Here is a 26092-nt window from a genome sequence, read left to right as displayed (position 1 = left end):
GAAGCGGCCCTCGGGCTCTTCAGGATATCTCCACCGGGTCGCCCGGCACGCAGCGGTAATCCAGGTTCACGCCCTGGCCCTTGAGGAAATCGAGGCAGCCCTCATCCTCGCCGCTTAAGGCGATGTGCTGGCAGATCTGCTTCTTGCCCGGCCCGTAGTGCAGGTTGCCCAGGTTCAGGCGGGCGAACTTGAGCCCGGCGTCGAAGGCCCGCCGCGCGTCCGGGCAGGAGGCGAACAGCACCAGCACGTCCTTGCCCAGGAGCTTGCGGCCCGACAGATATGCCTGGGCCAGATTCACCTGGACGAAGGAGATGTCGACCCCAAGGGGGATGGCGATGGACATGATCTGCTGGCGCAACTCGTCGGCGGCCAGTTCGTCGTTGGCCACCACGATGGCGTTGGCGTCGGTGAAAGGCAGCCAGGCTTCGATGATCTGGCCGTGCACGAGACGGTTGTCGATGCGTACCCAGAACACCCCGGACTACTCCCCGGCGACCCGTTTTCGCAGGATTTCCCCGGCCACCACGATGCCCTGCACGCCCGCGGTCTTGGCGTCGGCGGCCAGGAGCTCCAGGGCTTTGGTACGGGTGGAAAGGATTTTTATGAGCATGGGCAGGTTCACGCCCGTGACCACCTCGATACGATGTTGCCCGATGAGCGACAGCGAGAGGTTGGTGGGAGTGCCCCCGAACATGTCGGTGACGATGATCACGCCCGCGCCCTGCTCCACGGCCTTGATGGACCGTTCGAGCTCCTTGACGGTTTCCACGGTGTCCACGCCCACGTCCACGGAAACGGTGCGGGTGTGCTCCTGGGGGCCGATGATCATTTCGGCGGCCTTGAGAAGCCTGTCGCCGTAGTCGGTGTGGGTCACGATGACCACGCCGACCGGGGCGCCGGATATATTCTTGTCGTTCATTGTTGAAATATCAGCCTTTTTCGATATGGCGGTGTTCCAGCGAGACCGTGTACCCCGCCTTGCGCAAGGTGTCAAAGACGGCCTCGGCCGTGGCCACGGAGCGATGCCTGCCCCCGGTGCAGCCAAGCGAGATTGTCAGCCGGTAGCGGCCTTCCTTGGCGTACATGGGGATAAGGTCTTGAAGGAATGCCTCCAGCTTGGGCAGGAACACCCTGCCCTCCTTGGAGTCAAGGACATACTCCACGATGGATTTGTCCTGTCCGGACAGTGGCTTGAGAGCTGGTTCGAAATAGGGGTTGGGCAGAAAGCGTAGGTCGAAGAGCAGGTCGGATTCGGTGGGGATGCCATACTTGAACCCGAAGCTCATGATGTGCACCTTCATGGAAGGCCCCTTGCCCTCCAGGAACTTCCATTTGTCCTGCAGTTGGCGGCGCAGGTCGTGGATGGAGAAGTCGGTGGTGTCCATGACCAGGTCGGCCGCGTCGCGCAAGGGGGCCATGCGGCGGCGTTCCTCCTCCACGGCCTCGCCCAGCCCGTACCCCTCTGCCTCGAAGGGATGTGGGCGGCGCGTGGTGGCGTAGCGGCGCATGATCTCCTGGGTGGCGGCCTCGATGAACACGATCTGGGGCAGGTTGCCCGCGGCGCGCAACTCCTCCATGGCGGGCTGCCAGCCGGAGTCGAAGCCCGCCTGGCGCATGTCCATGCCCAGGGCGAGGCCCCGGTAGCGGTTGGCTCCCTGGCCTTCGAAAAGGCTCACCAGCTTGGGCATGAGGCTTGCGGGCAGGCCGTCCACGCAGAAATAGCCCAGGTCCTCGAAGACGTTGAGGGCCGTGGACTTGCCGGACCCGGAGAGGCCCGAAATCACCACCACGGGCAGCTTGACCGAAGAGGCCATGTCGCGCGCTCCTTGAAAAAGACATCCCCGCCGCGCCTTCTTAAGCGCGACGGGGATGGACGCTAGCACATCATCGACCGGGAATCATCACGAAACGGATGCCGCCTCAGGAATGGCTGGACAGCACGCGCCAGAGGCTTTCCCGGTCCGGGGCGTCCAGGAAGGATTCCCGGAACCCCTCATCGGAGAGGAGCCTGGATATCTGGGCCAGGATACGCAAATGCATGCCCGCCACATGTTCCGGGGCCAGGACCAGGAAGAATATCCGGCAAGGCTTGTGGTCCAGGGCCTCGAAATCGACTCCGCCCCGGCTGCGCCCCGCCACGATGACGATCTCCTTGAGGGAGTCCATCTTCCCGTGGGGAATGGCCACGGCGTCGCCGATGCCCGTGGTGCCCAGGTTTTCGCGGTCCATGAGCACCCGCAGGGCCTTCTCGGGACTCACGTCCGGGAAAGCCTGGGCCACGGGGGACACCAGTTCGCGGAGCACTTCGGGCTTGTCCGACGCTTGCAGGTCGTCGAGCACGAAATCCTTGCGCAGAAACTCCCCCAGCCGCATCAGAGGGAAACTCCAGGGTCGATCAGACCGAAGTCGCCATTCTTGCGCTTGTAGATGACGTTGATACGCTCGGCCTCGGAGTTGAAGAACACCAGGAATTCGTACTTCATGGCGGTGATCTGCTCGGCGGCCTCTTCAACGCTCATGGGCTTGGGGCTGTACTTGTCGGATTCCTCGATGGAGTGGACCTTGCCCTCATCGGTGAAGCTGACCACGCCCATGGTGACGTCGGAAGACGCGGCCTTGCGGCGGTCCTTCATCTTCTCGCGCATCTTGCGCACCTGGGCCTCGAGCTTGTCCGTGATCATGTCGATGGTGGAGTACATGTCGTCGGAGCGCTCATGGGCGGAGATGTGCATGGCGTCCGCGTCGATCACCACATCGGCGATCTGGCGGGTCTTTTCGACCAGCAGCGTGACCACCACTTCGGCGTTGTCGGCATTGGGCATGTATTTGGCCAGTTTGTCGAAACGCTTGGCGGCGTATTCGCGCAGACCGGGGGACGGCTCAAAATTCTTGAAATAGAAAGCAATGTTCATATCTACCTCCGAGGTGTGGCCGCGAAAAGACGCGCGGCGTGATTACAAGACTTCCTTGCGCTTGGACGAGGAGTCGATGCCCATGGCCATGCGGTACTTGGCCACGGTACGGCGGGCGATGTTGACCTGCAGCTTCTGCTTGAGGGTGTCCGCGATCTGCTCGTCGCTCACGGGCTTCTTGGGATCCTCGCCGGAGATGAGCTGCTTGATGAGCGCCTTCACCGACTCCGAACCCACGGAAGTGCCGTCGTCCAACTCCAGGGCGGAGTTGAAGAAAAACTTGAGTTCGTAGATGCCGTGCGGGGTGGCCACGTATTTGCTCGTGGTGATGCGGCTCACAGTGGATTCGTGCATGCCGATGTCGTCGGCCACGTCCTTGAGGATGAGGGGCTTTAATTTCGTAACCCCGTCCTCGAAGAAGTCCCGCTGAAATTTCACTATCGATTCCAGGACCTTGAACAACGTCCGCTGGCGCTGGTACAGGCTCTTCATGAGCCACTGGGCCGAGCGCATCTTGTCCTGGAGGTAGTCCTTGTCCTTGCTCCCGCTGGAACGGCTCATGTCCTCCATGTAATAGGGGGAAAGCTGGAGCTTGGGCAGGCCGTCCTCGTTGAGCACGATGATGAAGTCCTCGCCGTACTTGTACACGTAGGCGTCGGGACTCACGTAGACCGGATCGGAGGAGCTGAAGTGTGAGCCTGGCAGAGGGTCGAGGGTCTGGATGATGTCCAGGTATTCCTTGATGTCCTCGAGGGTGATGCGGAACTTCTTGGCCAGGGGCTTGTAGCGCTTCTTTTCCAGGTCCTCCAGGTGCTCGCGCACGATCTCCAGGAGCACCGGGTCGGTGTAGCCGTAAACTTCCAACTGGGTGAGCAGGCACTCCTGCGGGGTGCGCGCGGCGATCCCCACCGGGTCGAAGCGCTGCAGGGCGTGCAGGACCACCTCCACCTCTTCGGGGGTGGCGCCGGTGGTGGCGGCGATCTCTTCCACGGTGGACTGTAGGTAGCCCACGGAGTCCAGGTTGCCCACGATGTCGTCGGCGATGACTCGCTGGCGTTCGGTGAAGGGGGAGAGGTTGATCTGCCAGGAGAGATGGCCCTCGAGCGAGGTCTTGGAGGCCAGCCTGGCCTCGAAGGACATGCCCTCCTCCGGGGCCTCGTACTCGCGCACCGTGGCCTGGCGGGAGGTGGAAGCGAAGTCGCCGATGTAGTCGTCCCATTCGGCGGTCTTCATGAGCTCGCGCTGCATGGCCCCCTCTTCCTGGGTGGCGTCAGGCGCGTGGGAATCCTCGGCGATGGTGGGCTCGGGGCGCTCGTCGTCGACCTGGACCTCTTCCAGCAGGGGATTCTCGAGCATCTCCTGCTGCACGGTCTCAACCAGCTCCAGCCGGGAGAGCTGCAACAGCTTGATGGCCTGCTGCAGCTGGGGTGTCATCACCAGCTGCTGCGAAAGCTTGAGTTGCTGTCTGAGCTCAAGGGCCATGCGTGCGTCTGTCCTCGTGAAAGTTCTGCGGCAAGCAAGAAAAATGCCGGACCACCGTTCAACCGTGGCGGTTATGCACTAAAAAGGCGGGGGTGGCAAGACTTGACGGGAATTCACAACAGTGGGCGGGAGGCTGTAGCGCGGTGGAGCGTAGCGGATCAGGGGAAAAGCCTCCTTAGGCCTTAGGGGCTCGCCCCTTTGGAATCCAGTATAGTTTCGCTGGCTTGGGCGGCGATATGGCGGGCGAGAGGCTAGACGAGCCAGCGCCGCCACAGGGCGCCCAGCTTGCCCTTGGCCATGAGCAGGAAGCGCACGGCGTCGCGCACGGCCCCGCTGCCCCCAGGACGTTTGGACACCCAGGCCGCCAGGCGCAGGATTTCCGGCTGGGCGTCCACCGGGGCCATGGCAAGGCCCACGCGGCTCATCACCTGGGCGTCCAGCCAGTCGTCGCCCATGTAGGCCACTTCGTTCAAATCAAGATGTTTCGCGGAAAGGAGTTCTTCGAGAACGGGGAGCTTGCGCAGGTGGCCGCCGTGGAATTCGCGGATGCCCAGCTCCCGCAGGCGATGCTGGGCCTGGATGTTGCCCAGGCCACTGATCACGGCCACGTCGATCCCGGCGTGCTGGCAGAGCTTGAGCCCCATGCCGTCCTGGATGCCGAAGCGCTTCAGGCCCGGCCCGGCGCCGTCGTGGAAGACGGCGTTGTCCGTGAGCACGCCGTCCACGTCCAGCACAAGCAGGCGCACTCCCCTGGCCGACGCCAGGGCCCGGCGGTTCACGCCGGGCCTGACGGGTCTTCTCATTTGGCCTCGCGGGCGATCTTGGACGCCCGGATGAACTCCCTGAACAGCGGATGCGGGCGCATGGGGATGGAGTTGAACTCCGGATGGAACTGGCAGCCCAAAAACCACGGATGCTCGGGCAGCTCCACCACTTCCACCAGGGATTCGTCGGGCGACAGTCCCGAGAACACCATGCCCTTCTCTTCCATGCGGGTGTAGTAGGCCTTGTTGAACTCGTAGCGGTGGCGGTGGCGCTCCTCGATCTGGGGCTTGGCGTAGGCTTCCATGGCCTTGGTGTCGGGCTTGACCACGCAGGGGTAGGCGCCCAGGCGCATCGTTCCGCCCATTTCGGAGTCGGCGTCGCGCTTCTCGATCTTCTTGGTGCGGAAGTCGTACCACTCGCGCATGAGGTAGATGATCGGATCGGGGCTCAGGCGGTTGAACTCCTCGGAGTTGGCCTCGGGAAGATTCAGTACGTTGCGGGCGAACTCGATACAGGCCAGCTGCATGCCCAGGCAGATGCCGAAGAACGGCACCTTGTTCTCGCGGGCGTAGCGGATGGCCGCGATCTTGCCCTCCACGCCGCGCGAGCCGAAGCCGCCGGGCACCAGGATGCCGTCCAGACCCGCCATGCGCTCGGCCACGTTGGCCGGCGTGACCTCCTCGGAGTTCACGTAGATCAGGTTGACGCTCACGTCGTTGGCCACGCCACCGTGCACGAGGGCCTCGTGCAGGCTCTTGTAGGCCTCCTTGAGGTCCACGTACTTGCCCACGATGCCGATGGTCACTTCGCCCTTGGGGTTGGCCAGCTTGTGGGTCAGGTTCTGCCAGGCTTCGAGTTCCGCGTTCTTGGCGGGCAGGCGCAGCAGGATGGCGATCTTCTGGTCCACGCCCTCGGCGTACAGCTTGAGGGGCACCTCGTAGATGTTCTTCACGTCCACGGAGGTGAACACGGCGTCCGGGTCCACGTTGCAGAACAAGGCGATCTTGGTCTTGAGGGACTGGTCCAGGTCGATCTCGGAGCGGCAGATGATGATGTCGGGCTGGATGCCGATGGACCTGAGCTCCTTAACGCTGTGCTGGGTGGGCTTGGTCTTGAGCTCACCCGCCACGCGGATGTATGGGATCAGCGTCAGGTGGATGTAGAGGACGTTCTCCTTGCCCAGATCGCCGCGAAGCTGGCGGATGGCCTCCAGGAAGGGCTGGCCCTCGATGTCGCCCACGGTGCCGCCGATCTCGATCAGGGCCACGTCCTCGTCCTTGGCCACGCCCAGGATGGAGCGCTTGATCTCGTCGGTGATGTGCGGGATCACCTGGACGGTGCCGCCCAGGTAGTCGCCCCGGCGTTCCTTCTGGATGACGTTGTTGTAGATGCGCCCTGAGGTGACGTTGTTGTTCTGGGACATGGGCACGCCCAGGTAGCGCTCGTAGTGGCCCAGGTCCAGGTCGGTCTCGGCGCCGTCGTTGGTGACGTACACCTCGCCGTGCTGGAAGGGGTTCATGGTGCCGGGGTCCACGTTGATGTAGGGGTCGAGCTTCATGATGGTGCAACGAAGCCCGCGCGCCTGCAGCAGCGCGCCGATGGAGGCGGCGGCCAGTCCCTTGCCGAGGGAGGACAACACGCCTCCGGTAACGAATATGAATTTGGTTTTCATGAGAAAGCCCTGCCTCCTGGGGGCTGCCGTGATGTGTAAAACCCCCGCCCGGTTGACGCCTTGCGCGGGGGCACGTAATGTCTCCGGATACGTCTAAGCGACTGGACCGATTTTTTCAAGAAACCCCTGGAGCGTTGTTCATGGCCCGAGTCAAGACACTCGTGATCACCGGCTACGGCACCAATTGCGAGGCGGAATCCGCCCATGGAGCCAATCTGGCCGGTTCCGACCAGACCGATATCGTCTACTTTTCCGACATCACCGCCGGACGAGTCCGCCTGCCCGGCTACAATTTTCTCATCTTCCCCGGCGGATTTCTCGACGGGGACGACCTGGGCGCGGGCCAGGCCGGAGCCATCCGCTGGAAGTACGCCAAGACTGCCACCGGCGAACCCCTCCTAGACCAGCTCCGGACCTTCATCCAGGACGGCGGCCTGATCCTGGGCATCTGCAACGGCTTCCAGTTGCTGGTGAAGCTCGGGCTCCTGCCCGCCCTGGACGGCAACTATTTCGAGCGCCAGGTCACGCTCTCCAACAACGACTCCGGCCGCTTCGAAGACCGCTGGGTCACGGTGCGCGTGAACAAGTCGAGCCCCTGCGTGTTCACCCGGGGCATCGACCACCTGGACCTGCCCGTGCGCCACGGCGAGGGCCTGCTCATCCCCCAGGACAACGCCACGCTCTCGCGCATCGTCACCGAGAACCTGATCGCGCTGCAGTACGCCGATCCGGGCACGGGGCTGCCCACCATGGAGTACCCGGCCAACCCCAACGGGTCGCCCATGGCCATCGCGGGGCTCACCGACCCCTCCGGGCGCATTCTCGGGCTCATGCCCCACCCCGAGGCCTTCAACCACGCCACCAACCACCCCGGCTGGACGCGCGGCGAAAAGCCCCGCCTGGGCATCTCCATCCTGGAGAACGGCGTCAGGTTCCTCAAGGAAAACGCGTAATTCCACTGGCGGGGAGTCCGTCTCCCCGCCTTCCCCGCCTCGTGAACACTTTCCACTCCTCCGCCGCCATCTTCACCACCCCTCCCCCGGGCTGGAAATCCTGGCGGCTGGTCATGACCCGCGCGCTGCGCCAAGCCTGGCTCGCTGGCAGGCGCGGCGAGGCCCCCATCGGCGCGGTGGTCATCGAGGCCGCCACGGGACGCCTGCTGGCCGAAGCCTGCAACGGCCCCATCGGCGCAAGCGACCCCACGGCCCATGCCGAGATACTGGCGCTTCGCCAAGCAGGCACTGCGCTCGGCAATTATCGCCTGAACGGGGCCATCCTGGCCGTGACCCTGGAGCCCTGCCTCATGTGCCTGGGAGCCATGGTGCACGCCCGCATCGGCGGGCTGGTCTTCGGCGCTCGAGACGCCAAGGCCGGGGCCGTGGTCTCCAACCTGGACGGGCCGGGGCTCGCGTTTTTGAACCACAGGTTTCCGGTGCTCGAAGGCGTACTGGCCGAGGAATGCGGAGCCACTCTGACGAGATTTTTTGCGGGAAGAAGAAAGGAAAAGTTAAAGTGAAAGATTAAGAAGATAAGGCAAAGAGAGAAGATGCCTCCGGCGGCCAAAGGGACCAGTCCCTTTGGAATCCCCTATAGCTCTCGCGTCGAACGCTGCGAATGAAGCTGGGCATGCAAGAAGGCTGGGAGTGCGGTCAAGAGTCGTCGGTCAGGAACGCGAGAAGCGCATCCTGAAAGACGGACGGTACTTCCAGAAAGCACATATGGCCGCTATCGGGAAGTTCCCAGAATGAAGCGTTAGGGATGATTGAAGCCATGTCGCGGCCCTGAGGAGGCGGGATGAGCAGGTCCTGCGCACCGGCCAGGCAGAGGGTGGGAGCCAGGATACGCGGCAGGAAAGGCCCGCCGTCGTGCGCGGCCAGGGCGTCGCACTGGGCCGTGAAGCCCTCCAGGCTCGGCTTGTAAGCCCTGGTGGCGAAACCGCGCCCGATGCTCCCATCCAGCAAAGCGTTTTGACCGAGAAGCCAGGGGATCAAGGCGTCGTTGGCGTACACCGCGCACTGCGAGGCCGCGAACAAGGTCCGCGCAGCCCGGATGGCCGCCATGGGCGGGATGCCTATCCGGGAGCCGGACGAGGCCAATACCAGCCTGTCCACCCGTTCGGGATGGGTGGCGGCCAGCACCTGGGCGGTCATGCCCCCAAGCGAAAATCCGAGAACATGGGCGCGCGCCATGTCCAGTTCGTCCAACAGGGCCAGGGCGTCCTGGGCCATTACTTCCGTGGTCAGGCCGTCGAAGGAGGCCGTGGTGCGCCCCGCTCCCCTGGGGTCGTGCGCGATGACCGTGAAACGCTCGGCCAGCGCGGCGATGAGCCCGCCCCATTGGGTGACGTCCTGAGTGAGTCCTGCCAGCAGCATAAGCGCGGGGCCGCTGCCGTGGACTTCGTAGTGAATCCCGGCAGGCATCTCAGGCGTAGCTTTCCAGCATGGAGGCCAGCTTGGCCATGTCCGGCTTGGAGGTGGCCAGGGGCCTGCGCACCCTGGAATCGATCCTGCCCTCATAGGGCGCGCGCGTGCCCTTGTAGATCACGCCGATGGGGATGCGGTCGCCGAACTCCTGCGCCTTAAGCATGGCGGCGTTGCGGTCGGTGGGGTCGTAGTCGGCTCCGAGCTTGTAGCATCGCGCCTTGTACCAGGCGTAGGTGTTGACTTTGTTGAAGGACACGCAGGGCTGAAGGATGTCCACCAGTGCGAATCCGGGATGCCGCGCGGCCTGGACGATGAGATCGGCCAGATGGTCGACCTCGGCGGCGTAGCCCCGGGCCACGAAGGGCGTGTCCATGGTCACGGCCACGGCGATGGGGTTGAAGGCCATGGAGGCCACGCCCGCGGGCTGGAACTTTGTGGGCTGGCCCTGGGCCGTGGTGGGGCTGGCCTGGCCTTTGGTCAGGCCGTAGATCTGATTGTCGTGCACCAGGTAGGTCATGGTCACGTTGCGGCGCATGGCGGCCAGAAAGTGGTTCCCGCCCTCGCCGTAGCTGCACCCGTCGCCGCTTTCAGCGAAAACGGCCACCTCGGTGTTGGCCAGGGCCGCGCCCTGGGCCGGGGGAAGGCTCCTGCCGTGCAGGCCGTTGAAGCAGTTGCAGCGCAGATAATGCGGCGACTTGGCCGCCTGTCCGATGCCCGAGCAGACAAGCACCTTGTGGGGCGCCAGGTCCAGCATGGACAGGGCCTTCTTGAGGGCCTTGTTGATGGCGAAGTTGCCGCAGCCGGGACACCAGGCCGTTTCGAACTCGCCGTACTGTTCGAGGGGAATCATGGGAGCTCCTTACAGCCGGTCCAGCCGGTCCATGATGTGGGCGGCGGTCACGGGCAGGCCGTCGTAGCGGGTGATCAGCTGGTCGAAGGCGTAGCCGGTCTGCTGGCGGATGAGTTGAGCCAGTTGGCCCGAGTGGTTGCCCTCGACCATGAAGGTCCGGCCAGCCTTGGCGAAAACCGGCAGGAAGTGGTCCGGATTCAGGGGGTACACCTGCGAAAAATGGATGACTGCGGCCCGGACTCCCCGTTCGCGCAGTATTTGCGCCGCCTCCAGGGCCGGGCCGTAGGTGGACCCCCAGCAGGCCAGAAGGATGTCCGGTTTCTCATCTCCCTCGAACGTAGGCGGCACGATGGAGGACACGATCCCCTCGGTCTTGCGCATGCGCTTGTCCATCATTTGGATGCGCACGGTCAGGTCCTCGGTGATGTGCCCGTCAGCGGTGTGCTCGTCGCTGTCCAGCACCACCAGATGTTCCCCGAAGCCGGGAATCAACCTGGGGGAAACGCCGCAGGGGGTGTCGGCGTAGCGCCGGTATCCGGCGGGGTCGTCGCAGGTCAGCGCGGGCTCGGCCATGGGCTCGAGGGCCGCCAGGTCGAAGGGGACCACCGCCCGGTAGGAGTCGGCCAGGTACTGGTCCGTGAGCACGAACATGGGGCTCTGCCATTTCTCGGCCTGGTTCATGGCCCGGTAGGCCAGCTCGAAGCACTGCTCGGGCGTGCCGGGTGCGTAGATAGCCCGGGGAAAGTCGCCGTGGCCCGCGTAGAGGGCCATGTTGAGATCCCCCTGTTCGGTGCGCGTGGGCAGCCCCGTGGCCGGGCCGGGCCGCTGGGCCAGCACGATCACGATGGGCGTTTCGGTCATGCCCGCCAGGCTCACGCCCTCCACCATCAGGGCGAAACCGCCCCCGGAGGTGGGCACCACGGCCTTGGCCCCGGCATAGGACGCTCCCAGGGCCATGTTGATGGCCGCGATCTCGTCCTCGGCCTGCTCCACCAGCATGCCGAGCTTGGTCCCCTTGTCCACGAAGGTGGAGGCCACGGACGTGGCCGGCGTCATGGGGTAGTAGGAGCAAAAGTTGGCTCCGGCGGCCAGGGCGCCGAAGGCCAGGGCCTCGTTGCCGTGCATGAAGAGGCGCTTGTCCGTGCGCATCGGGGGAGGCATACAGGAGAATCCGGCTCCGCTGGCCTCGGCCCATGCCCGGGCCGCCGCGAACACCTTCAGGTTTCCGGCCACGGCCTCCTCACCCTTGCGGGCGAACACCTCGGAGACGATCCCCTCCAGCCAGGCGGCGTCCAGGCAGAGCAGGCGGCTCAGGACGCCCAGGGCGGCGATGTTTTCGAAAATCGGCTTGGGACACAGGGATTTGAAAGGCACGGCCAGTCCGGGCACGCCGGATAAGTCCACCGACTCATCGGCCACGGCCAGGGCCTTGGCGGTGAGCTGTCCCTTGTGCAGAGCCACCGTTTCGGCGTTCAGGGCCACCAGCAGGTCGATGGTCTCGCGCGGCCCGTACACCGGCTCGGGACTCACCCGCACGGCGTAGGTGTTGTGGCCGCCGCGGATGCGGGACTGGTAGTCCTGCGTCACCACGATTTCGTACCCGGCCCGCATCAGGGCCTTGGCCAGGAAATCTCCCACCGTGACGAGGCCCTGTCCGGCCTCGCCGCCGATGACGATGTTCACGCTGCTGTCGGGCATGCGGGTCTCCGTCCTTTGGCGAAAAAAAAAGCGCGGCCGCCGGAATCGCCCGGCGGCCGCGCCGTGTTATGAGGCGTTCGAGAGTTCCACGGCCTGTTCATACCGGCGGTGCATATCCGAAAGGAGCACCAGGTGCTCCTGCTCGTCCTTGAGCGCCTGGCCCAGGAAGGACCGCGCGTCCGGGTCTTTGACGCGGCGCAGCTCATTCTCGAAAAAATCGAGGCAGGAGCGTTGTTCCCGAAGCGCCAAGTCCAGCAGTTCGGCCTCGCGTCCGGCCGAAGGCGGCGCTTTCGGCTCAAGCCCTGCATCGGCCGGAAGCCCGGCGGGGTCCTGCAGGTCGTCGTCCGCCAGGGAGCAGGCGTTTTTCATGCTCATTCCCTGGCACACGGCCGCGTGGACCTCGGCCAGCCTGGTGATCAGCCGCAGCTTGTCCTGGGCCAGCAGCGAGAACACATTGGAGCAGAACTCATTGGAACACCGGGCCTGGGCGTCGATATAGAAATCCAGGACCTTGCGCTCCAGTTCCAGCCCCCTGCAGAGTATGTCCGCGCCGCCGGCGTCCATGGCTGTGCTAGGCGGCCGTCGTGGGCGGAGTGAACACCCGCACGGCCAGCTCCTTGTCGAGCAGGTACAGGGCCGAGGGGTTGCCCTCCACGAGCTTGAGCTTGTTGATCACGTCCTGCACGTTGGCCTCTTCCTCCACCTGTTCGTCGATGAACCACTTCAGGTAGGAGGCGGTGGCGTGGTCCTTCTCCTTGATGGCCAGGTCCATCAGGGCGTTGATGCGCGCGGTGACGCCCTGCTCGTGCTTGAGAGTCTCCTGGAAGGCGATCAGGGGGCTTTTCCAGGTGTTCTCGGGGGCTTCGAGGGTCTGCAGCTTGATACGGCCGCCGCGTTCGATGGTATAGTTGTAGAATTTGGTGGCGTGGAACTTCTCTTCCTGCTCCTGAACCTGCATCCAGTTGGCGAAGCCCACCAGACCCATATCCTGGAAATAGGAGGACATCGAGAGATACAGGTAAGAGGACCACAATTCCCATTTGACCTGATCGTTCAGGGCCTGTTCCATCTTCTTGCTGAGCATCGGTTACTCCGCTTTCCAGAGGCCGTGGATGTTGCAGTACTCCCGAGCCACGATCTTCTCGGCGGCGATGCAGAACTCGGCCTCGGGCTTCTGTCCGGGCTGCAGGTCCTGGCGGTAGACCTTGCCGTCGGCCATGACCTCGATGAACTCGATGTAGTGCTTCTCCTCCATGGGATGCGCCACGGCGCCCACCATCACCTTGAATCCGTTGGCGGTCTTCTCGATGACCGGGACGTGCTTTTCCTTGGCGGCGTCCACGGTGTTCTCCTGGAAGTACTTCATGGGCTGCCCGCAGCAGACCAGATCTCCGCCGCCGGTGTGCAGGACTTCGACGATATTGCCGCAGATATCACATTTGTAGACGCCGTTTTTCTCGGTCATATGTGCTCCTTTGCGTTGATGTCACGCCGGGCGCCCACAGGGTGAACGCCCGGATATTTCAGTGACATAAACCACTTTTAGCCCACATGTGCAAGGGCTTTCAGCGAGGATCAGCGCAGAGCTTCGAAGATGTAGCGGACGGCGAGAAACAGGATGCAGGCGGCAAGGAAGGATTTGATGTACCTGGCCGGGACGTACTTCTGGCAACGTGCGCCCACGTACATGCCCGCGAAGCCGCCCAGTCCGAAGAGCGCCCCCAGGGTCCAGTCCGGGGCCACGGCCATTTCGGGGTAGAACGGCGCGATGGCCTGGTAGAAGAACACGCCGCACACGCTGGTGAGGAAGGTGCCCATGAGCGCGGCCCCGGCCACGGTGTAGACCGGGAGGCCGAAGAAGGCCACGAAGAACGGGGCGATGATGGCCCCGCCTCCGATGCCGTACACGCCGCCCACGATGCCCACCGCAAAGCTCATGAGGAGCACTCCGCCGGTGGAGAACCGGTAGGTCTCTCCCTGGAAGGTGAATTCGACTTCCTTGAAGGAATACTTCGCCCCGCTCACGGCCATGTGCTCGATCAGCGTCCCCTGGGGTCCGCAACGGCTGGCGCCTGCCTGCTCCTGCGGCTTGCCGGAGCAGCTGGCCTGTTTGGGGGCGTCCTTCATGGCGCAGCCGGGACCCGCGCCCTGCGCAGGCTTGGCCGGGGCAGGCTTCTTGAAGAAGGTGTCCTTCACCAGGCGCAGGCCGATATAGCCCAGCACGCACGCGGCGAAGAGCTTGAAACTCTTGGGGTCCGGCAGATATTTGACGCGCACGATGGCCCCGATGAGCACCCCGGGCAGGGTCCCGATGGCCGTGGCGAAGGTCAGGGGCCAGACCATGCGCTTTTCCCTGATGTAGCGGTACACTCCGCTGGGGATGGCCACGATGTTGAACACCTGGTTCGTGGCGCTCACCGACGGCGAGGTGTAGCCCAGCACCGAAAGCTGGAAGGGAAGCAGCAGAAATGCCCCGGACACGCCGCCCATGGACGTGCACAGGGAGACGCAGAAGGCCACCACCGGAGGAACCCACGGTGAGACTTCAATTCCGGCCACAGGAAAGTACATGTCGCCCGCCTCCGGTTCAAAAGCCGGTTTTCCCGTTACCCAGCCGCCGTGCCTGTTGCCCATCCACTCGGGATCATGAGTCTTTCTTCGCCGCCAGCTGTATCCGCACAGTAAAAGTCACGAATTGCTTTAATTTCGTGACTTCATAATATCCCCGGAAAAAGACGTTGTCCATATTTCCGGCATGGTCTTTGCGTATTATCTTGTTGCACCGGTGTATGGGAAAAAATGGCCCGTTCCCCCGGGACTAAAGGGATTTTCCCAAACGCCGATGAGAGGCAAAACCCTCCGGAGGATACATCATGCGCGCGTTAGCCCTGATCGCCGCGCTCGCGACAACGCTCCCGCTTGCGGCCCAGGCCCGGGCGCAGACCATAGGCCCCGTTGACCCGGGAGCGCAGGTGGACGTCTCCGCCCCCAAGAGCGTCACCGTGGACGGCGTCTCGGGCGTTCGCGTGCGTGAAACGCCCGGCGCGTCCCAGGGATACATGGTCCCCGACGCGTCAGGCGGCTACGTCTACTATGCTCCGGCCCCCCCCGCAGCGCCGCAGAGCCCGTCACGCGCCGACGCCGAGGAAATCAGGCTCTACGCCCGTGAACTGGCCTCCCAGATCACCAAAGGACTCACCGGCGACACGCCCTTGGCCGGGGTCGTCAGCGTCCCGACGGCTTTCGTCAACCAGGACACCCGTGATTCGTCCTCCTTCGGCAGGCTCATGGGCGAGCAGATGATCTACGAACTCGGCAGCCGGGGGTTCCCGGTCAAGGAGGCCCGTGGCGGCGCACCCGCCGTGGCCAGGACCAAGGGGAAAAAGGCTCCCCCGGCGGCCCCTGTGGCCGTGCTGGCCGGATCCTACTACGTGGACCGCGACAACCTGTTCGTGAACGCCCGGCTGGTGCAGCCATCCGGAAACGTGCTGCGCACCGGCTCCGTGCTCATCCCCATGACCCCGACACTCAGGCGGATGCTTGGCATCCCCGACCCAACCGGTCTTCGTCCCACTCCGCCCACCCTCATCGGCGCGCGCAACGTGGACGAGCCTCCGGGTTACGGGGCGGGCTACGGGGGCGACAGGACGCCCGTGCCCTACTCGCCTTCTGCCAAGAAGAAGGCCCCGGCGAAAAAATCCGTGAAGAAAGCGGCTAAGCAGCCCTGCCCTCCCGGATGCGAACCCATCGACACTGCGGCCAAGGCGCAGCCTCCCCAAGCCCCCCAGCCGCCCGCGCCTGGAAAGTAGGAGAGAGGCCATGAAATTTTCCGCCGCCCTACTGCTCGCTTCCGTCCTCGCCCTGGCCGCTTGCCAGGGCAAGGGCCTGACAGTCATCCCCCAGGACGCCCACAGCCTGGATCACTACGCCCAGGGCCTTCGCTGCAAGCAGGAAGGGCGCTACCTGCTGGCCAGGGAACATTTCGAGCTGGCCCGCGCCACCGCCCGGGACACGGACATGACCCGGCGCTGCGACGCCGAAATCGCCGCCGTGGACCGGGCCATCAAAGAGCTGCGATAATACGGAGAACCAGGTCATGAAACCATACGCATGGATACTCCTTCTGCTGGCAAGCGCCTGCGCCCCCATGGCCAACGGCGAAATGGGCCAACTCTTCCACGACGTGGGGTCGTCCATGCCCTGGAGCGGCAGCAAGCCGGACATGAACGAGTACTACCCCCAGGCCGCGCGCGAGATGGCGGGCGAACTGGACGCGCAGCTGGCCCCGCGACTGGGCTTCGACGGCACCACCACGCGCGGGCTGCAATGGGTCATCGTCACCACGCCCTCGGACTTGGACAACATGGGCCAGGCTTCCCCCCTGTCCCGGGCAATGGCCGAACAGCTGGGCTCGGCGCTTACCGCTCGCGGATATTACGTCCAGGAGATCAGGAAGACTTCGGAGGTGGTGTTCAACAAGAGCCAGGGCGAGTTCATGCTCTCGCGCAACGCCCGCGAACTGGCCACCCGCAAGTTCCAGGGAACCCTGGTGGTGGCGGGAACCTATTCGGCCACGCCCTACGGCGTGCGCTTCAACATCGAGGTCATGGATGCGCGCAACAACGACGTGCTGGCCAAGTCCAGCCGGGTGCTGCCCATGAGCCGCCCCGTGGCCTACCTCATGGAGCAGCAGACGCCCGGCCAGAGCAACATCCGCCCCACCGTGGCCACCGTGCCCGGCGCGGCCGACCCCGGCCCCACCTACCAGCAGCCCGGCGACTGGCGAACCACGCGGCAGAAGATTCCCAACTTCCTGGTGCCGCAGTAGCGGCGCGAAAGAAGAACGACGAAGGGCGGATGCGTCGGCATCCGCCCTTTTTTATTGCTCTGGGATGACCAAGAGGCGAGACGGGATTGGGCGAGGCCCGGAATGGGACGGGAGGAGCCTCAGGCGGCCGAGAACAGCCAGGCCTTGTCCACCACGTCCTCCTGGCGGCCGAACACGTACGCCTTGTCCCCGGCCTGGATGGCGAAGGAGCCGTCCGGGTTCATGTGCGTCGTGCCGTCGCGGTCCACGGCCACCACAGTAAGCGCGTGCTCGCGGCGTATCCCAGCTTCCTCCAGGGTCTTGCCTGCCAGCGGCGAGGCATCCTCCACGGTGAACACCGCCAGGTCCATGCCGGTCAGCTGCGGCGTCAGGAGCTTCTGGCCGTCCAGCGGAATGTCCGGGGTGCGCAGCATCCGGTAGTTGGACCCGCGCGCCGTAAGGATCAAGCGCTCGATGGTCTGGTTGGGCACCAGGTACTCCACAAGAACGCGGGTGAATATCTCGATGGAAGTCTCGAACTCCTCGGGCACCACCTCGGACGCTCCCAGCTCAAGGAGTTCCGGGGCCTCGCCCACGAACCGGGTACGTACGATGATATTCAGGTTGCGGTTGAGCGCCCTTGCCGTCGCCACCATGCGCCGCACGGCCGCCGGATCGGACACGACCAGCACCAGTACCCGGGCCTGCTTGATCCCGGCGTGCTCAAGCACCGCCGGATAGGAGGCGTCACCGTAGCGGATGGGCACGCCCTCCTTGCGTTCGCGCCGCACCGTGTCGATGTTCATCTCCAGCACGATGAAGGGGATTCCCGCCCGCTTGACCGCGTGCACGATCTGACGGCCGCCGGGGCCGTAGCCCACGACGATTATGTGGTCGCGCAGCTCCTCGTGCTCCTCGGCCTTGACCTCCCTGGGCTTGGGGACCTTGCAGATCCGTCCCGCCACCTTGGGCGCAAGCTGGATGAGCCAAGGCGTCACCGCCATGGTCAGCACGCTGGATGCCAGGAAGTTCTGGTAGGCGTCGCGGTTCATGAGCCCAGTGTCCAGGCCCACCTTGGCCAGCACGAAGGAGAACTCTCCCACCTGGGCCAGGGCCATGCTTCCCAGTATCGCCACCCGGAGCGGATATCCCAGGATCAGTACGGCCCCTCCGGCAGCGAGTATCTTCATCACCATGACCATCACGGACCAGAAGAAAACATGCGCTGGATGGCCCACGATGTAGCTTACGTCCACCAGCATTCCCACGGACACGAAAAACAGGCTGGTGAAGATATCCTTGAAGGGCAGAACGCCCTCCATGGCGTTCAGGGCGTACTCGGATTCGGACAGCATGAGCCCCGCCAGAAAAGCTCCTAGGGAAAGGGAGAGGCCCACCCCGGCCGTGAGAAACGCCACCGACATGCAGAACACGATGGTGGCCATGAGGAAAAGCTCACGGCTTCGCACCCTGGCCACGGAGAGAAACAGGCGGGGAACGGCGTACTTGGCCAACACCAGCACAAGAACGACCACCCCGGCGCCCTTGACGAGCATCATGCCGAGCGACGGCAGGAGGTCCCCTCCCTGGCCGCCAAGAAACGGCGTGAGCAGCATCATGGGTACGATGGCCAGGTCCTGAAAGATGAGTATGGAGAGGCTCACGCGGCCCTGGGGGCTTTCCAGCTCGGCGCGGTTCTGGAGCTCCTTGAGCACGATGGCCGTGGAGGACAACGCCGCCAGAAAGCCTACGAACACCGCCCTGCCCATGCTCGGGCTGGGATCAAGGAGCAGCGCGAGACCGCCGAACGCGACGATGGTGAGCACCACCTGCGCTGATCCGCCCAGGAACACTGGCCGTTTCAGGCGCAACAGTTCCGACGTGGAGAGTTCCATTCCGATGGAGAACAGCAGAAACACCACGCCGATCTCGGCGATCATCTCCACCTGGTGCACGGACTTCACCAGGCCGAAGCCGCCCGGGCCGCAGATGACGCCAGCCACCAGGAAACCCACGATGGGAGGCAGGCCGATCTTGTGGCAGGCGAACATGACGGCCACGCTCATGGCCAGGATGACCACGAGCTCCGGCAGAAGAGGGATATCCATGAGGGCACGGCTCCGATGCGTTTTTCCTGGAGCATACCCGAGAGCGGCCTGGCTGTCACCGCGCGGGCGAGCCGGCCGGGGAGGGAGCTTTTTGGCCCTGCGCTGTGCGCCCTTTGTCTGGATTTGCGTTGCAAAGTCATCATTGATATGGGGTTGTTAAGGGGATGACGGACAGTTTCGACCCAAGGAAATACGCATGAAAAAAGAAAGCATGGTGTTCACCGGCGTTCGCATCATGTGCGCACTGGCCCTTGCACTGGTTGCCGCCTCTGGTGTGGCTTTGGCCAAAGACGTGTCGCCGGTGGGGGAAAAGGTCGCCGTGGACGGGAACGGCCACGCCATCTATCAGGTCGAGGCGAACGGGATCAGGATCGGGTACAAATTGATCGGTTCCGGGGAGCCGCTCCTGCTGCTCACCGGCCTTGGCTGCACCATGGATCGCTGGACCCCTGCGTTCATCGAAGAGGCATCCGGGAAATACCAACTGATCATCATGGATAACCGTGGGATGGGGTACACCACGGACAACGGCCAGGATTTCACCTATACGCTTTTCGCAAAGGACGTGATCAGCCTGCTTGATTCTCTTGGAGTCGGCAAAACGAATGTGCTGGGGTATTCCCAGTCGAGCGTCACCACTCAGAATCTGCTTCTCGAGTATCCGGACCGGGTGGGCAAGGCCATCATCCATGCCACGTCAACCGATGGAAAAGCCGTTGCCGCCGCATTTAAGAGCGTACCGTTGCCCGACAATCCCACCATCAAGAAGCAGCTCGAAGCGGCAATGGGCTGGGAGTCCCCCTTGGACAAGATGGCGCTGATAAAGAATCAGGTAATGTTGCTGGTGGGCACCGCGGACACCATTGTGGGCACACAGAGCTCAAAGACCCTGGCCGGGCTGATTCCCGGCGCATGGCTTGTCCAATTCAAGAATGGGACCCACCACCTTCAATTTGAAGCTCCAGTCGAATTCTCCCGCATCGTCCTGACCTTTCTTGAGATGAACGAAACCGTTCCAACGCCCCCCCAATGATGGTTTCATCTGTGTCGCGTCCACTAGGCACCGCTTCAGCGTTTTCCGAGCGCTCCTCCCGGTAGGTCAGCGCAATTGCCGCCCCGCCTGGAGCATCTCCCCGGCGGGGCCCACGCGGCATCGACCTTCGGCCCCTCCTTGAGAACGTCATTTCGCCACGGTGCACCTGTCCACCAGATACACGATGGACTGGTAGGGCACCCCGGTATTGCGCGACAGCCCGATCTCGCAGGTGCGGCTGTTGGAGTATCCGGCCACGGTTTCCGGCGGCAGCTGTTCGGTCAGGCCGTCCAGGGCGGCTTCGTTGAGTTCGGGGAAGTTGAATCCCCGGTCCCCGGCGAAACCGCAGCAGTAGATGTTGCGTGGCAGGATCACCTTCTCGGCGCAGGCTTCGAGCACGGCCCGGCACTTGCCGGAGAGCCCCATCTTCACCGAACTGCAGGTGACGTGCAGGGCCACGGTCTCAGGCGCCCTGGTGAAATGAAGCTTGTCCATGAGGAAGTCGTGGATGAACTCGGCGGCCTCGTAGAGCTTGAGGTCGGGCTCGATCTTGCGGCGCATGGTGTACAGGCAGGGGCTTGTGTCGAAAAGGATGGGGATGCCGCCGTTTTGGCTTACGCGGCGCAGTTCGGCCTCCAGCTCCCGGCCCTTCTGGTCGGCCTGCTCCATGAACCCCTTGGACTCGAAGGTCAGGCCGCAGCAGAGGTCGGCCATGCCCGTCGGGTAGATCACGTCGTATCCGGCCTTGGAGAGCACGGAGAGCGTGGCCTCGTACAGGGCGCGCTGGTCCGGGTCGCCCTTGGCGGGCCCCATGGAGCGGGCCACGCAGCTGGGGAAATAGACCACCTGGCGGCCCTTGCCCCGGGTCGTGTCCGTGAAGGACTTGGAGGGCAGGCCGCCGGGCATCCACTTGTTCCACAGGGGGATGCGATTGCCTGAGAGTTCGCGCAGCGATCCGGCCAGCTGCTCCATGAGGTACGTGCCCAGTACTCGGTGGGCGAATCCCGCGACTTTAAGCAACTGGCGCACGCGCTTCATGGCCAGTCCGTAGTGGTTGGCCACCCACTGGGCCAGCTTGCGGGAGGTGCCGCTGGCCCGCCTGCCGCGCAGCTCCTTGGTGAAGCGGCCGGTGTCGATGGACACGGGGCAGACCGTGGCGCACAGGCCGTCTGCGGCGCAGGTCTGCTCGCCGAAGTAGGTGTAGTGCTCCCAGAACTTCTTCATGAGCTCTTCGTCGCTGGAGTGCTGGATGCGGGCCATGTGGCGCTGCAGGGCGATGCGCTGGCGCGGGGTGGAGGTGATGGTGCGCGAGGGGCAGACGGGCTCGCAGAAACCACACTCGATGCAGCGGTCGATGATCTCGTCCACCGCGGGCATGGGTTTCAGGTTCTCCAGGTAGACGTTGGGGTTGTCGTTGATGATGACCCCGGGGTTGAGCAGGTTGTCAGGGTCGAAGGCCTTCTTGAGGCGCACCATGTAGGCGTAGGCCTGCCTGCCCCACTCCATCTCCACGAAGGGGGCCATGTTGCGCCCGGTGCCGTGCTCGCCCTTGAGCGAACCGTCGTAGCGCCCCACCACCATGTCCGCCACTTCCTCCATGAGGGCCTGGTAGTTCTCGATCATCTTGCGTGATCCGAAGTTCGGGCAGAACACGAAGTGCAGGTTGCCCTCCAGGGCATGGCCGAAGATGATGCCCTCGGGAAAGCCGTGCTTGTGCATGAGTTCTTGCAACTCCACGGTGCCGTGGGCCAGCTTCTCGATGGGGAAGACCACGTCCTCGATGACCACGGTGGTGCCGGGATCGCGGACGGCGCCCACGGCCGGGAACAGGCCTTTGCGGATGTTCCAGAGCTTGTTGTAGTCCGCGGGCTGGTCCATGAACACGATGGGATGCAGGGCCTTGATCTTGGAAACCAGGCCCTGGATCTCGTCGATCTGGCGAAGCAGCGTCTTTTCGTCGGCCGCCCGGGTCTCCACCAGGATGGCCGCCGCCGTGTCCGGCAGCTCATTCAGGAAGGCGGGCATACCGGGCTTGTCCTCAACGGAGCGAAGCGACGCCCGGTCCATGAGTTCCACGGCCGAGACGGGCCCCTTCTTGAGTGCGATGGTGGCGTTGCAGGCGTCGGCGATGGTGGCGTAGTACATCATGGCCGAAGCCTTGTGCGGATGCTCCACCACCGTGCGGTAGGTGACTTCGGAGATGAAGGCCAGGGTGCCCTCGGAGCCCACCATCAGGTGCAGCAGGATGTCGATGGGGTCCGTGAAGTCCACGAAGGAGTTGATGCCGTAGCCGGTGGTGTTCTTGATCTTGAACTTGCGTCGGACGCGTTCGGCCAGGGGTGTATCGGCAGTTATCTCGTCGCGGATGGCGGCAAGCTCGGCCACGAGCTTCGGATGCGCGGTCGTGAAGGCCCGGCGCGACTTCGGATCGGCCGTATCCAGGGTGGAGCCGTCCGCGAAGATGAGCTTCATGGACTCCACTGTCTTGTAGCTGTTCTCGGCCGTGCCGCAGCACATGCCCGAGGCGTTGTTGGCCGCGATGCCGCCGATCATGGCCGCGTTGATGGAGGCCGGATCCGGGCCGATCTTCTTGCCGAAGGGCGCCAGCTGGAAGTTGGCCTCGGCTCCGATGACGCCGGGCTCCAGGCTTATGTGCTCGGCCAGCGGATGGATGTGCAGGCCTTTCCAGGCACCAGACAGGTAGATGAGCACGGAGTCCGTGAGGGCTTGGCCGGAGAGGCTGGTGCCGGCCGTACGGAAGGTCACGGGCACCTTGAGTTCGCTGGCCGCTGCCAGGAGCTTGGAAACCTCTTCCGGGGTGCGGGCCTTGACCACGATCTTAGGCACCAGCCGGTAGAAGCTGGCGTCGTCCCCGTAGGCCAGGTTGGTGAAGGGACCACAAAAGAGCCGGTCGGAAGGGATGAACCCCGCGATACGTTCGTGATATTGCCGGTGGATTCCGGTCAGCTGGTTGCAGTCGTTGGACTCGAACATCGAAGCGCTCCTTGTGGCCGCCAGGCGGGGCCGGAAAAGAGGATGGGACTCTTCGATGTTTAGCGCAAAAGACGGTTGCTGGGAAGCTCCCGGCGGTTTTGCCTGCGCTTCACGTCTATTCTTTCGGGAAATCGAACCTCTCGGCGCCAGGCGCGCCAACGAAAAAGCCGGGGCGACCCCCGGCTTTTTCGTATCCATAAGCGCTCTGACGGCTAGTGGCGCGGTTGATTCTGGTATTCTTCCTTGAGCAGGCCCACGGCCAGGGGACGCACGTTGGCGTCGCGCCCGCAGAAGAGCTTGTCCGGGCCGTCGCACAGGATGGCCTGGGCCAGCACGTCGTCCATGTGCTTCACCTGGACGATCTCCAGGTCCTTCAGGATGGCCTCGGGCACTTCCTTCAGGTCCTTGGCGTTCTCGTCGGGTATGAGCACCTTCTTGATCTGGCCACGGTGAGCGGCCAGGAGCTTCTCGCGAAGCCCGCCAATGGGCAGCACGCGGCCGCGCAGGGTGATCTCGCCGGTCATGGCCAGGTCGTTGCGCACGGGCATGTTCAGAAGCGCCGACACCATGGCCGTGGCCAGGGTGATGCCGGCCGAAGGGCCGTCCTTGGGGGTGGCTCCTTCGGGCACGTGGATGTGGATGTCGATCTCCTTGTGGAAATCGGGCTTGAGGCCGAAGGTGGCGGAGCGCGACCGGATGTAGGAGAGGGCCGCGCGGGCGGATTCCTGCATCACGTCGCCCAGCTTGCCGGTGATCTCCACCTTGCCGGAACCGGGCATGAGCACGGTCTCCACCATGAGCATTTCGCCGCCGAGCTCCGTGTAGGCCAGGCCGGTGGACACGCCCACTTGGGGTTCGTCCTCCATCTCGCCGTGTCGGAACTTGGGCACGCCCAGGTATTGGGCCACGCTGTCCTTGGTGATCTCGAAGTTGGCCGCCAGGTCGCCGCCTTCGACAAGCTTGCGGGCGGTCTTGCGGCACAGCGAAGCCAGTTCGCGTTCCACGTTGCGCACGCCCGCCTCGCGGGTGTAGCGCCGGATAACCTCAAGGACGGCATCCTCCGTGACGGTGATGTTCTCGTCCTTCAGGCCGTTCTCCTTGATCTTCTTGGGCAGCAGAAACTGGCGCGCGATGCTGGCCTTTTCCGTCTCCAGGTAGCCGGGGATGCGGATGATCTCCATGCGGTCCTGCAGGGGCAGCGGGATGGTGTGCAGCGCGTTGGCCGTGGTGATGAAAAAGATCTTGGACAGGTCGTAGTCCAGATCCAGGTAGTGGTCGCCGAAGGCGTAGTTCTGCTCGGGGTCCAGCACCTCCAGCAGCGCCGACGATGGATCGCCCCTAAAGTCCGTGGACATCTTGTCCACCTCGTCCAGGCAGAACACGGGGTTGTTGAACTTCACCCGTTTGAGCGACTGGATGATCTTGCCCGGCAGCGCGCCCACATAGGTGCGCCTGTGGCCTCTGATCTCGGCCTCGTCGCGCACGCCGCCAAGCGACAGGCGCACGAACTCACGGCCCATGGCCCTGGCGATGGACTTGGCCAGCGACGTCTTGCCCACGCCCGGAGGGCCCACCAGGCACAGGATAGGGCCCTTGATCTTGTCCACCAGGCTCTGCACGGCCAGGTACTCGAGGATGCGCTCTTTGGGCTTCTCCAGGCCGTAATGGTCGGCGTCCAGGATGTCCTTGGCCTTGTTCACGTCGATCTCGACATCCTGAAGCACGTTCCAGGGCAGGTCCAGGATCCACTCCACATAGTTGCGCACCACGGTGTACTCGGCCGAGGACGCCGGGGTGTTCTTCATCTTCTTGAGCTCGCGCATGGCCTTTTCGCGAGCCTCCTCGGGCATGTCCTTATCCTTCAGGCGCTGTTCGAACTCGGCCACCTCGGCCAGGGGGTCCTCGTCGCGCCCCATCTCCTTGTGGATGGCCTTAAGCTGTTCGTTCAGGTAGTATTCGCGCTGGTTCTTCTCCATCTGCTGCTTGACGCGGCTCTTGATCTTCTTCTCGATGGAGGAAATCTCGATCTCGCCCTGCAGGAGCCCGAAAGCCTCTTCCAGGCGCTTCACCGGATCGAACTGCTCCAGGATGTCCTGTTTCTTGATGTAGTCCACCTTGAGGTGGGGCATGATGGCGTCAGCCAGACGTCCGGGAGCGGTCTGGGCGTTGATTGCCAGGATGGTTTCGGGCGCGAGTTTCTTGTTGATGCGCCCGTAGTGCTCCATGGCCTCATGGGCGGTGCGCACCAGGGCCTCGGCCTCGCTTCCCTCCCCGTCGTCCTCGGGCAGACGCGCCACGCGGGCAGTGGGGAAGTCGTCCTCGAAGCCCTCCATGCCGTCCTCTTCCCATTCGGCCCGGTACAGACCCTCGAAAAGAACCTTGATGGTGCCGTCGGGCAGGCGGAGCATCTGGAGGATCTTGCTGACGGTGCCTACGCGGAAAAGGTCCTCAGCCTGGGGCTTCTCCGTCTCCGGAGTGCGCTGGGCCACCAGGAAAATCTTCTTGTCGTAGGTGGAGACGGCGTTCTCAATGGCTTTGATGGAAGCCTCCCGGCCAACGAACAGCGGCACGATGGACCGGGGAAACATGACCACCTCGCGCAGGCTCATCACCGGCAGGCGCAGGCGATCGGCGCGGCGGGGCTGGTCATCGGAAAACAAGCTCGTCATGAAAGCCTCCTGGGCGTAATTGTCCACGCGGATGACGAAGGGCGCGGAACTCCGTAGTTCACGAACACGGAGAGTAAGACAGGCAGGGAAATTGTCAAATTATGAGAATATGAAATTAAATTCATGTGTTGAGCATCGAGCCCAGGGACGCGTGGCCGGCGGGCCCGCCGTTTGGCCGCAATGTCATGTTCCAGGCCGCATTGCAACAGGATTTCCGCACCATTCATATCGGAGGTATGGGGGAGAACTGAAGAGGGGATAGCGGTTCAAGGCGATGTTGAAGATGAACTTTTCTTGGATGCCTCCGGCGGAAAATGGGACTTCGTCCCTTTAGGATCCCGTATCGCTTCGCTATGGCCGTAGTGAAGGCAGGGAAATGCGAGTTCATGTCAGAGCTATGTGGGCATGGCGTGAGGCTGGCAGGTGAGAAGTTTTGAGGAAGGAAGGCCCACTCATGCCCTGCGTTGTCGCAGTGAAGTCCGGGGTGTTGCGGAAGCGATTGGTCGATGCCCGAAAAGCGAAAGGCCCGCATTTTGGTGCGGGCCTTTCTTAAAGGAACCTGGCGGCGACCTACTTTCCCACTAGCGGTCCTAGCAGTATCATCGGCGATGGAGGGCTTAACTTCCGAGTTCGGAATGGGATCGGGTGTACCCCCTCCTCAAAGGCCACCAGGAAATTC

Annotated in this window: 24 protein-coding genes and 1 rRNA gene; 6 read left to right on the top strand and 19 right to left on the bottom strand. The window is 63.7% G+C overall.

All coding sequences use genetic code 11. The annotated features are described in order from the left end of the window. Positions 1–19 precede the first annotated feature (19 nt). From ML540_RS14860 to ML540_RS14825, 8 genes are all read right to left on the bottom strand, one after another. Positions 20–475: a PTS sugar transporter subunit IIB gene (locus ML540_RS14860; RefSeq protein WP_243362844.1), complete on the bottom strand. Its 456-nt coding sequence runs from the start codon at positions 473–475 to the stop codon at positions 20–22. Positions 476–481: 6 nt separating this feature from the next. Further along, a complete protein-coding gene (locus ML540_RS14855) occupies positions 482–919 on the bottom strand; it encodes a PTS sugar transporter subunit IIA (protein ID WP_243362842.1) in 438 nt (145 codons plus the stop codon). 10 nt (positions 920–929) lie between these two features. Next, positions 930–1814, bottom strand: coding sequence for an RNase adapter RapZ (gene rapZ, locus ML540_RS14850; protein ID WP_243362834.1), 885 nt, complete (start codon positions 1812–1814; stop codon positions 930–932). 106 nt (positions 1815–1920) lie between these two features. Next, a complete protein-coding gene (locus tag ML540_RS14845; RefSeq protein WP_243362832.1) occupies positions 1921–2373 on the bottom strand; it encodes a PTS sugar transporter subunit IIA in 453 nt (150 codons plus the stop codon). Beyond that, complete coding sequence (hpf, locus tag ML540_RS14840; RefSeq protein ID WP_243362830.1) at positions 2373–2912, bottom strand: ribosome hibernation-promoting factor, HPF/YfiA family; 540 nt, start codon at positions 2910–2912, stop codon at positions 2373–2375. The genes ML540_RS14845 and hpf overlap by 1 nt, the downstream gene beginning before the upstream one ends. A 42-nt stretch (positions 2913–2954) precedes the next feature. Beyond that, the gene (gene rpoN, locus ML540_RS14835; RefSeq protein ID WP_243362828.1) at positions 2955–4394 is read right to left on the bottom strand and encodes an RNA polymerase factor sigma-54; all 1440 of its coding nucleotides are present in this window, start codon (positions 4392–4394) and stop codon (positions 2955–2957) included. 251 nt (positions 4395–4645) lie between these two features. Continuing rightward, positions 4646–5197: a KdsC family phosphatase gene (locus ML540_RS14830; protein WP_243362826.1), complete on the bottom strand. Its 552-nt coding sequence runs from the start codon at positions 5195–5197 to the stop codon at positions 4646–4648. Next, positions 5194–6831 (bottom strand): CTP synthase, encoded by a 1638-nt coding sequence (locus tag ML540_RS14825; RefSeq protein WP_243362824.1) that lies wholly within the window; start codon positions 6829–6831, stop codon positions 5194–5196. The genes ML540_RS14830 and ML540_RS14825 overlap by 4 nt, the downstream gene beginning before the upstream one ends. 140 nt (positions 6832–6971) lie before the next feature. Here ML540_RS14825 and ML540_RS14820 point away from each other — a divergent pair, with 140 nt between their 5' ends. Both ML540_RS14820 and tadA read left to right on the top strand, forming a co-directional pair. After that, positions 6972–7784 (top strand): phosphoribosylformylglycinamidine synthase subunit PurQ, encoded by an 813-nt coding sequence (locus ML540_RS14820; RefSeq protein WP_243362815.1) that lies wholly within the window; start codon positions 6972–6974, stop codon positions 7782–7784. Positions 7785–7825: 41 nt separating this feature from the next. Next, positions 7826–8347, top strand: a complete 522-nt coding sequence (tadA, locus tag ML540_RS14815; protein WP_423747897.1) for a tRNA adenosine(34) deaminase TadA — start codon at positions 7826–7828, stop codon at positions 8345–8347. A gap of 133 nt (positions 8348–8480) precedes the next feature. On the opposite strand, the gene ML540_RS14810 is transcribed toward tadA, so the two are convergent. From ML540_RS14810 to ML540_RS14780, 7 genes are all read right to left on the bottom strand, one after another. Beyond that, complete coding sequence (locus ML540_RS14810; protein WP_243362813.1) at positions 8481–9251, bottom strand: alpha/beta fold hydrolase; 771 nt, start codon at positions 9249–9251, stop codon at positions 8481–8483. A gap of 1 nt (position 9252) precedes the next feature. Continuing rightward, positions 9253–10104, bottom strand: a complete 852-nt coding sequence (locus ML540_RS14805; RefSeq protein WP_243362811.1) for a thiamine pyrophosphate-dependent enzyme — start codon at positions 10102–10104, stop codon at positions 9253–9255. A gap of 9 nt (positions 10105–10113) precedes the next feature. Continuing rightward, the gene (locus ML540_RS14800) at positions 10114–11802 is read right to left on the bottom strand and encodes a 2-oxoacid:acceptor oxidoreductase subunit alpha (RefSeq protein WP_243362809.1); all 1689 of its coding nucleotides are present in this window, start codon (positions 11800–11802) and stop codon (positions 10114–10116) included. 66 nt (positions 11803–11868) lie between these two features. Beyond that, positions 11869–12366 (bottom strand): hypothetical protein, encoded by a 498-nt coding sequence (locus ML540_RS14795; RefSeq protein ID WP_243362807.1) that lies wholly within the window; start codon positions 12364–12366, stop codon positions 11869–11871. A gap of 7 nt (positions 12367–12373) precedes the next feature. After that, positions 12374–12886 (bottom strand): ferritin, encoded by a 513-nt coding sequence (locus tag ML540_RS14790; RefSeq protein WP_243362805.1) that lies wholly within the window; start codon positions 12884–12886, stop codon positions 12374–12376. A 3-nt stretch (positions 12887–12889) separates the two neighbouring features. Continuing rightward, positions 12890–13267: a desulfoferrodoxin gene (locus tag ML540_RS14785; RefSeq protein WP_243362797.1), complete on the bottom strand. Its 378-nt coding sequence runs from the start codon at positions 13265–13267 to the stop codon at positions 12890–12892. Positions 13268–13377: 110 nt separating this feature from the next. Beyond that, the gene (locus tag ML540_RS14780) at positions 13378–14373 is read right to left on the bottom strand and encodes a sulfite exporter TauE/SafE family protein (protein ID WP_243362796.1); all 996 of its coding nucleotides are present in this window, start codon (positions 14371–14373) and stop codon (positions 13378–13380) included. 302 nt (positions 14374–14675) lie between these two features. Between ML540_RS14780 and ML540_RS14775 the strand changes: the two genes are divergently transcribed. Genes ML540_RS14775 through ML540_RS14765 form a run of 3 tightly spaced genes read left to right on the top strand, consistent with a single transcriptional unit; the run spans position 14676 to position 16630 of the window. After that, the gene (locus ML540_RS14775) at positions 14676–15611 is read left to right on the top strand and encodes a FlgO family outer membrane protein (protein WP_243362794.1); all 936 of its coding nucleotides are present in this window, start codon (positions 14676–14678) and stop codon (positions 15609–15611) included. Between the two features lie 10 nt (positions 15612–15621). After that, complete coding sequence (locus ML540_RS14770; RefSeq protein ID WP_243362785.1) at positions 15622–15882, top strand: hypothetical protein; 261 nt, start codon at positions 15622–15624, stop codon at positions 15880–15882. 16 nt (positions 15883–15898) lie between these two features. Continuing rightward, the gene (locus ML540_RS14765; RefSeq protein ID WP_243362783.1) at positions 15899–16630 is read left to right on the top strand and encodes a FlgO family outer membrane protein; all 732 of its coding nucleotides are present in this window, start codon (positions 15899–15901) and stop codon (positions 16628–16630) included. Between the two features lie 119 nt (positions 16631–16749). Here ML540_RS14765 and ML540_RS14760 read toward each other — a convergent pair whose 3' ends face one another. Next, positions 16750–18717: a monovalent cation:proton antiporter family protein gene (locus tag ML540_RS14760; protein ID WP_243362782.1), complete on the bottom strand. Its 1968-nt coding sequence runs from the start codon at positions 18715–18717 to the stop codon at positions 16750–16752. A 196-nt stretch (positions 18718–18913) separates the two neighbouring features. Between ML540_RS14760 and ML540_RS14755 the strand changes: the two genes are divergently transcribed. Continuing rightward, positions 18914–19750, top strand: coding sequence for an alpha/beta fold hydrolase (locus tag ML540_RS14755; RefSeq protein ID WP_243362766.1), 837 nt, complete (start codon positions 18914–18916; stop codon positions 19748–19750). A 147-nt stretch (positions 19751–19897) separates the two neighbouring features. On the opposite strand, the gene ML540_RS14750 is transcribed toward ML540_RS14755, so the two are convergent. The 3 genes from ML540_RS14750 to rrf form a co-directional block, all read right to left on the bottom strand. Continuing rightward, positions 19898–22744, bottom strand: coding sequence for an FAD-binding and (Fe-S)-binding domain-containing protein (locus ML540_RS14750; RefSeq protein WP_243362764.1), 2847 nt, complete (start codon positions 22742–22744; stop codon positions 19898–19900). A gap of 212 nt (positions 22745–22956) precedes the next feature. Then, positions 22957–25413 (bottom strand): endopeptidase La, encoded by a 2457-nt coding sequence (lon, locus tag ML540_RS14745; protein ID WP_243362762.1) that lies wholly within the window; start codon positions 25411–25413, stop codon positions 22957–22959. 557 nt (positions 25414–25970) lie between these two features. Continuing rightward, positions 25971–26086: ribosomal RNA gene (gene rrf / locus ML540_RS14740) — 5S ribosomal RNA — on the bottom strand. Between the last annotated feature and the right edge of the window lie 6 nt (positions 26087–26092).

The sequence above is a fragment of the Fundidesulfovibrio terrae genome, assembly GCF_022808915.1.
Lineage (GTDB): Bacteria > Desulfobacterota > Desulfovibrionia > Desulfovibrionales > Desulfovibrionaceae > Fundidesulfovibrio > Fundidesulfovibrio terrae.
The sequence above is the reverse complement of the archived record's forward strand: the minus strand, read 5'-3'. Positions and strand labels throughout refer to the sequence as shown.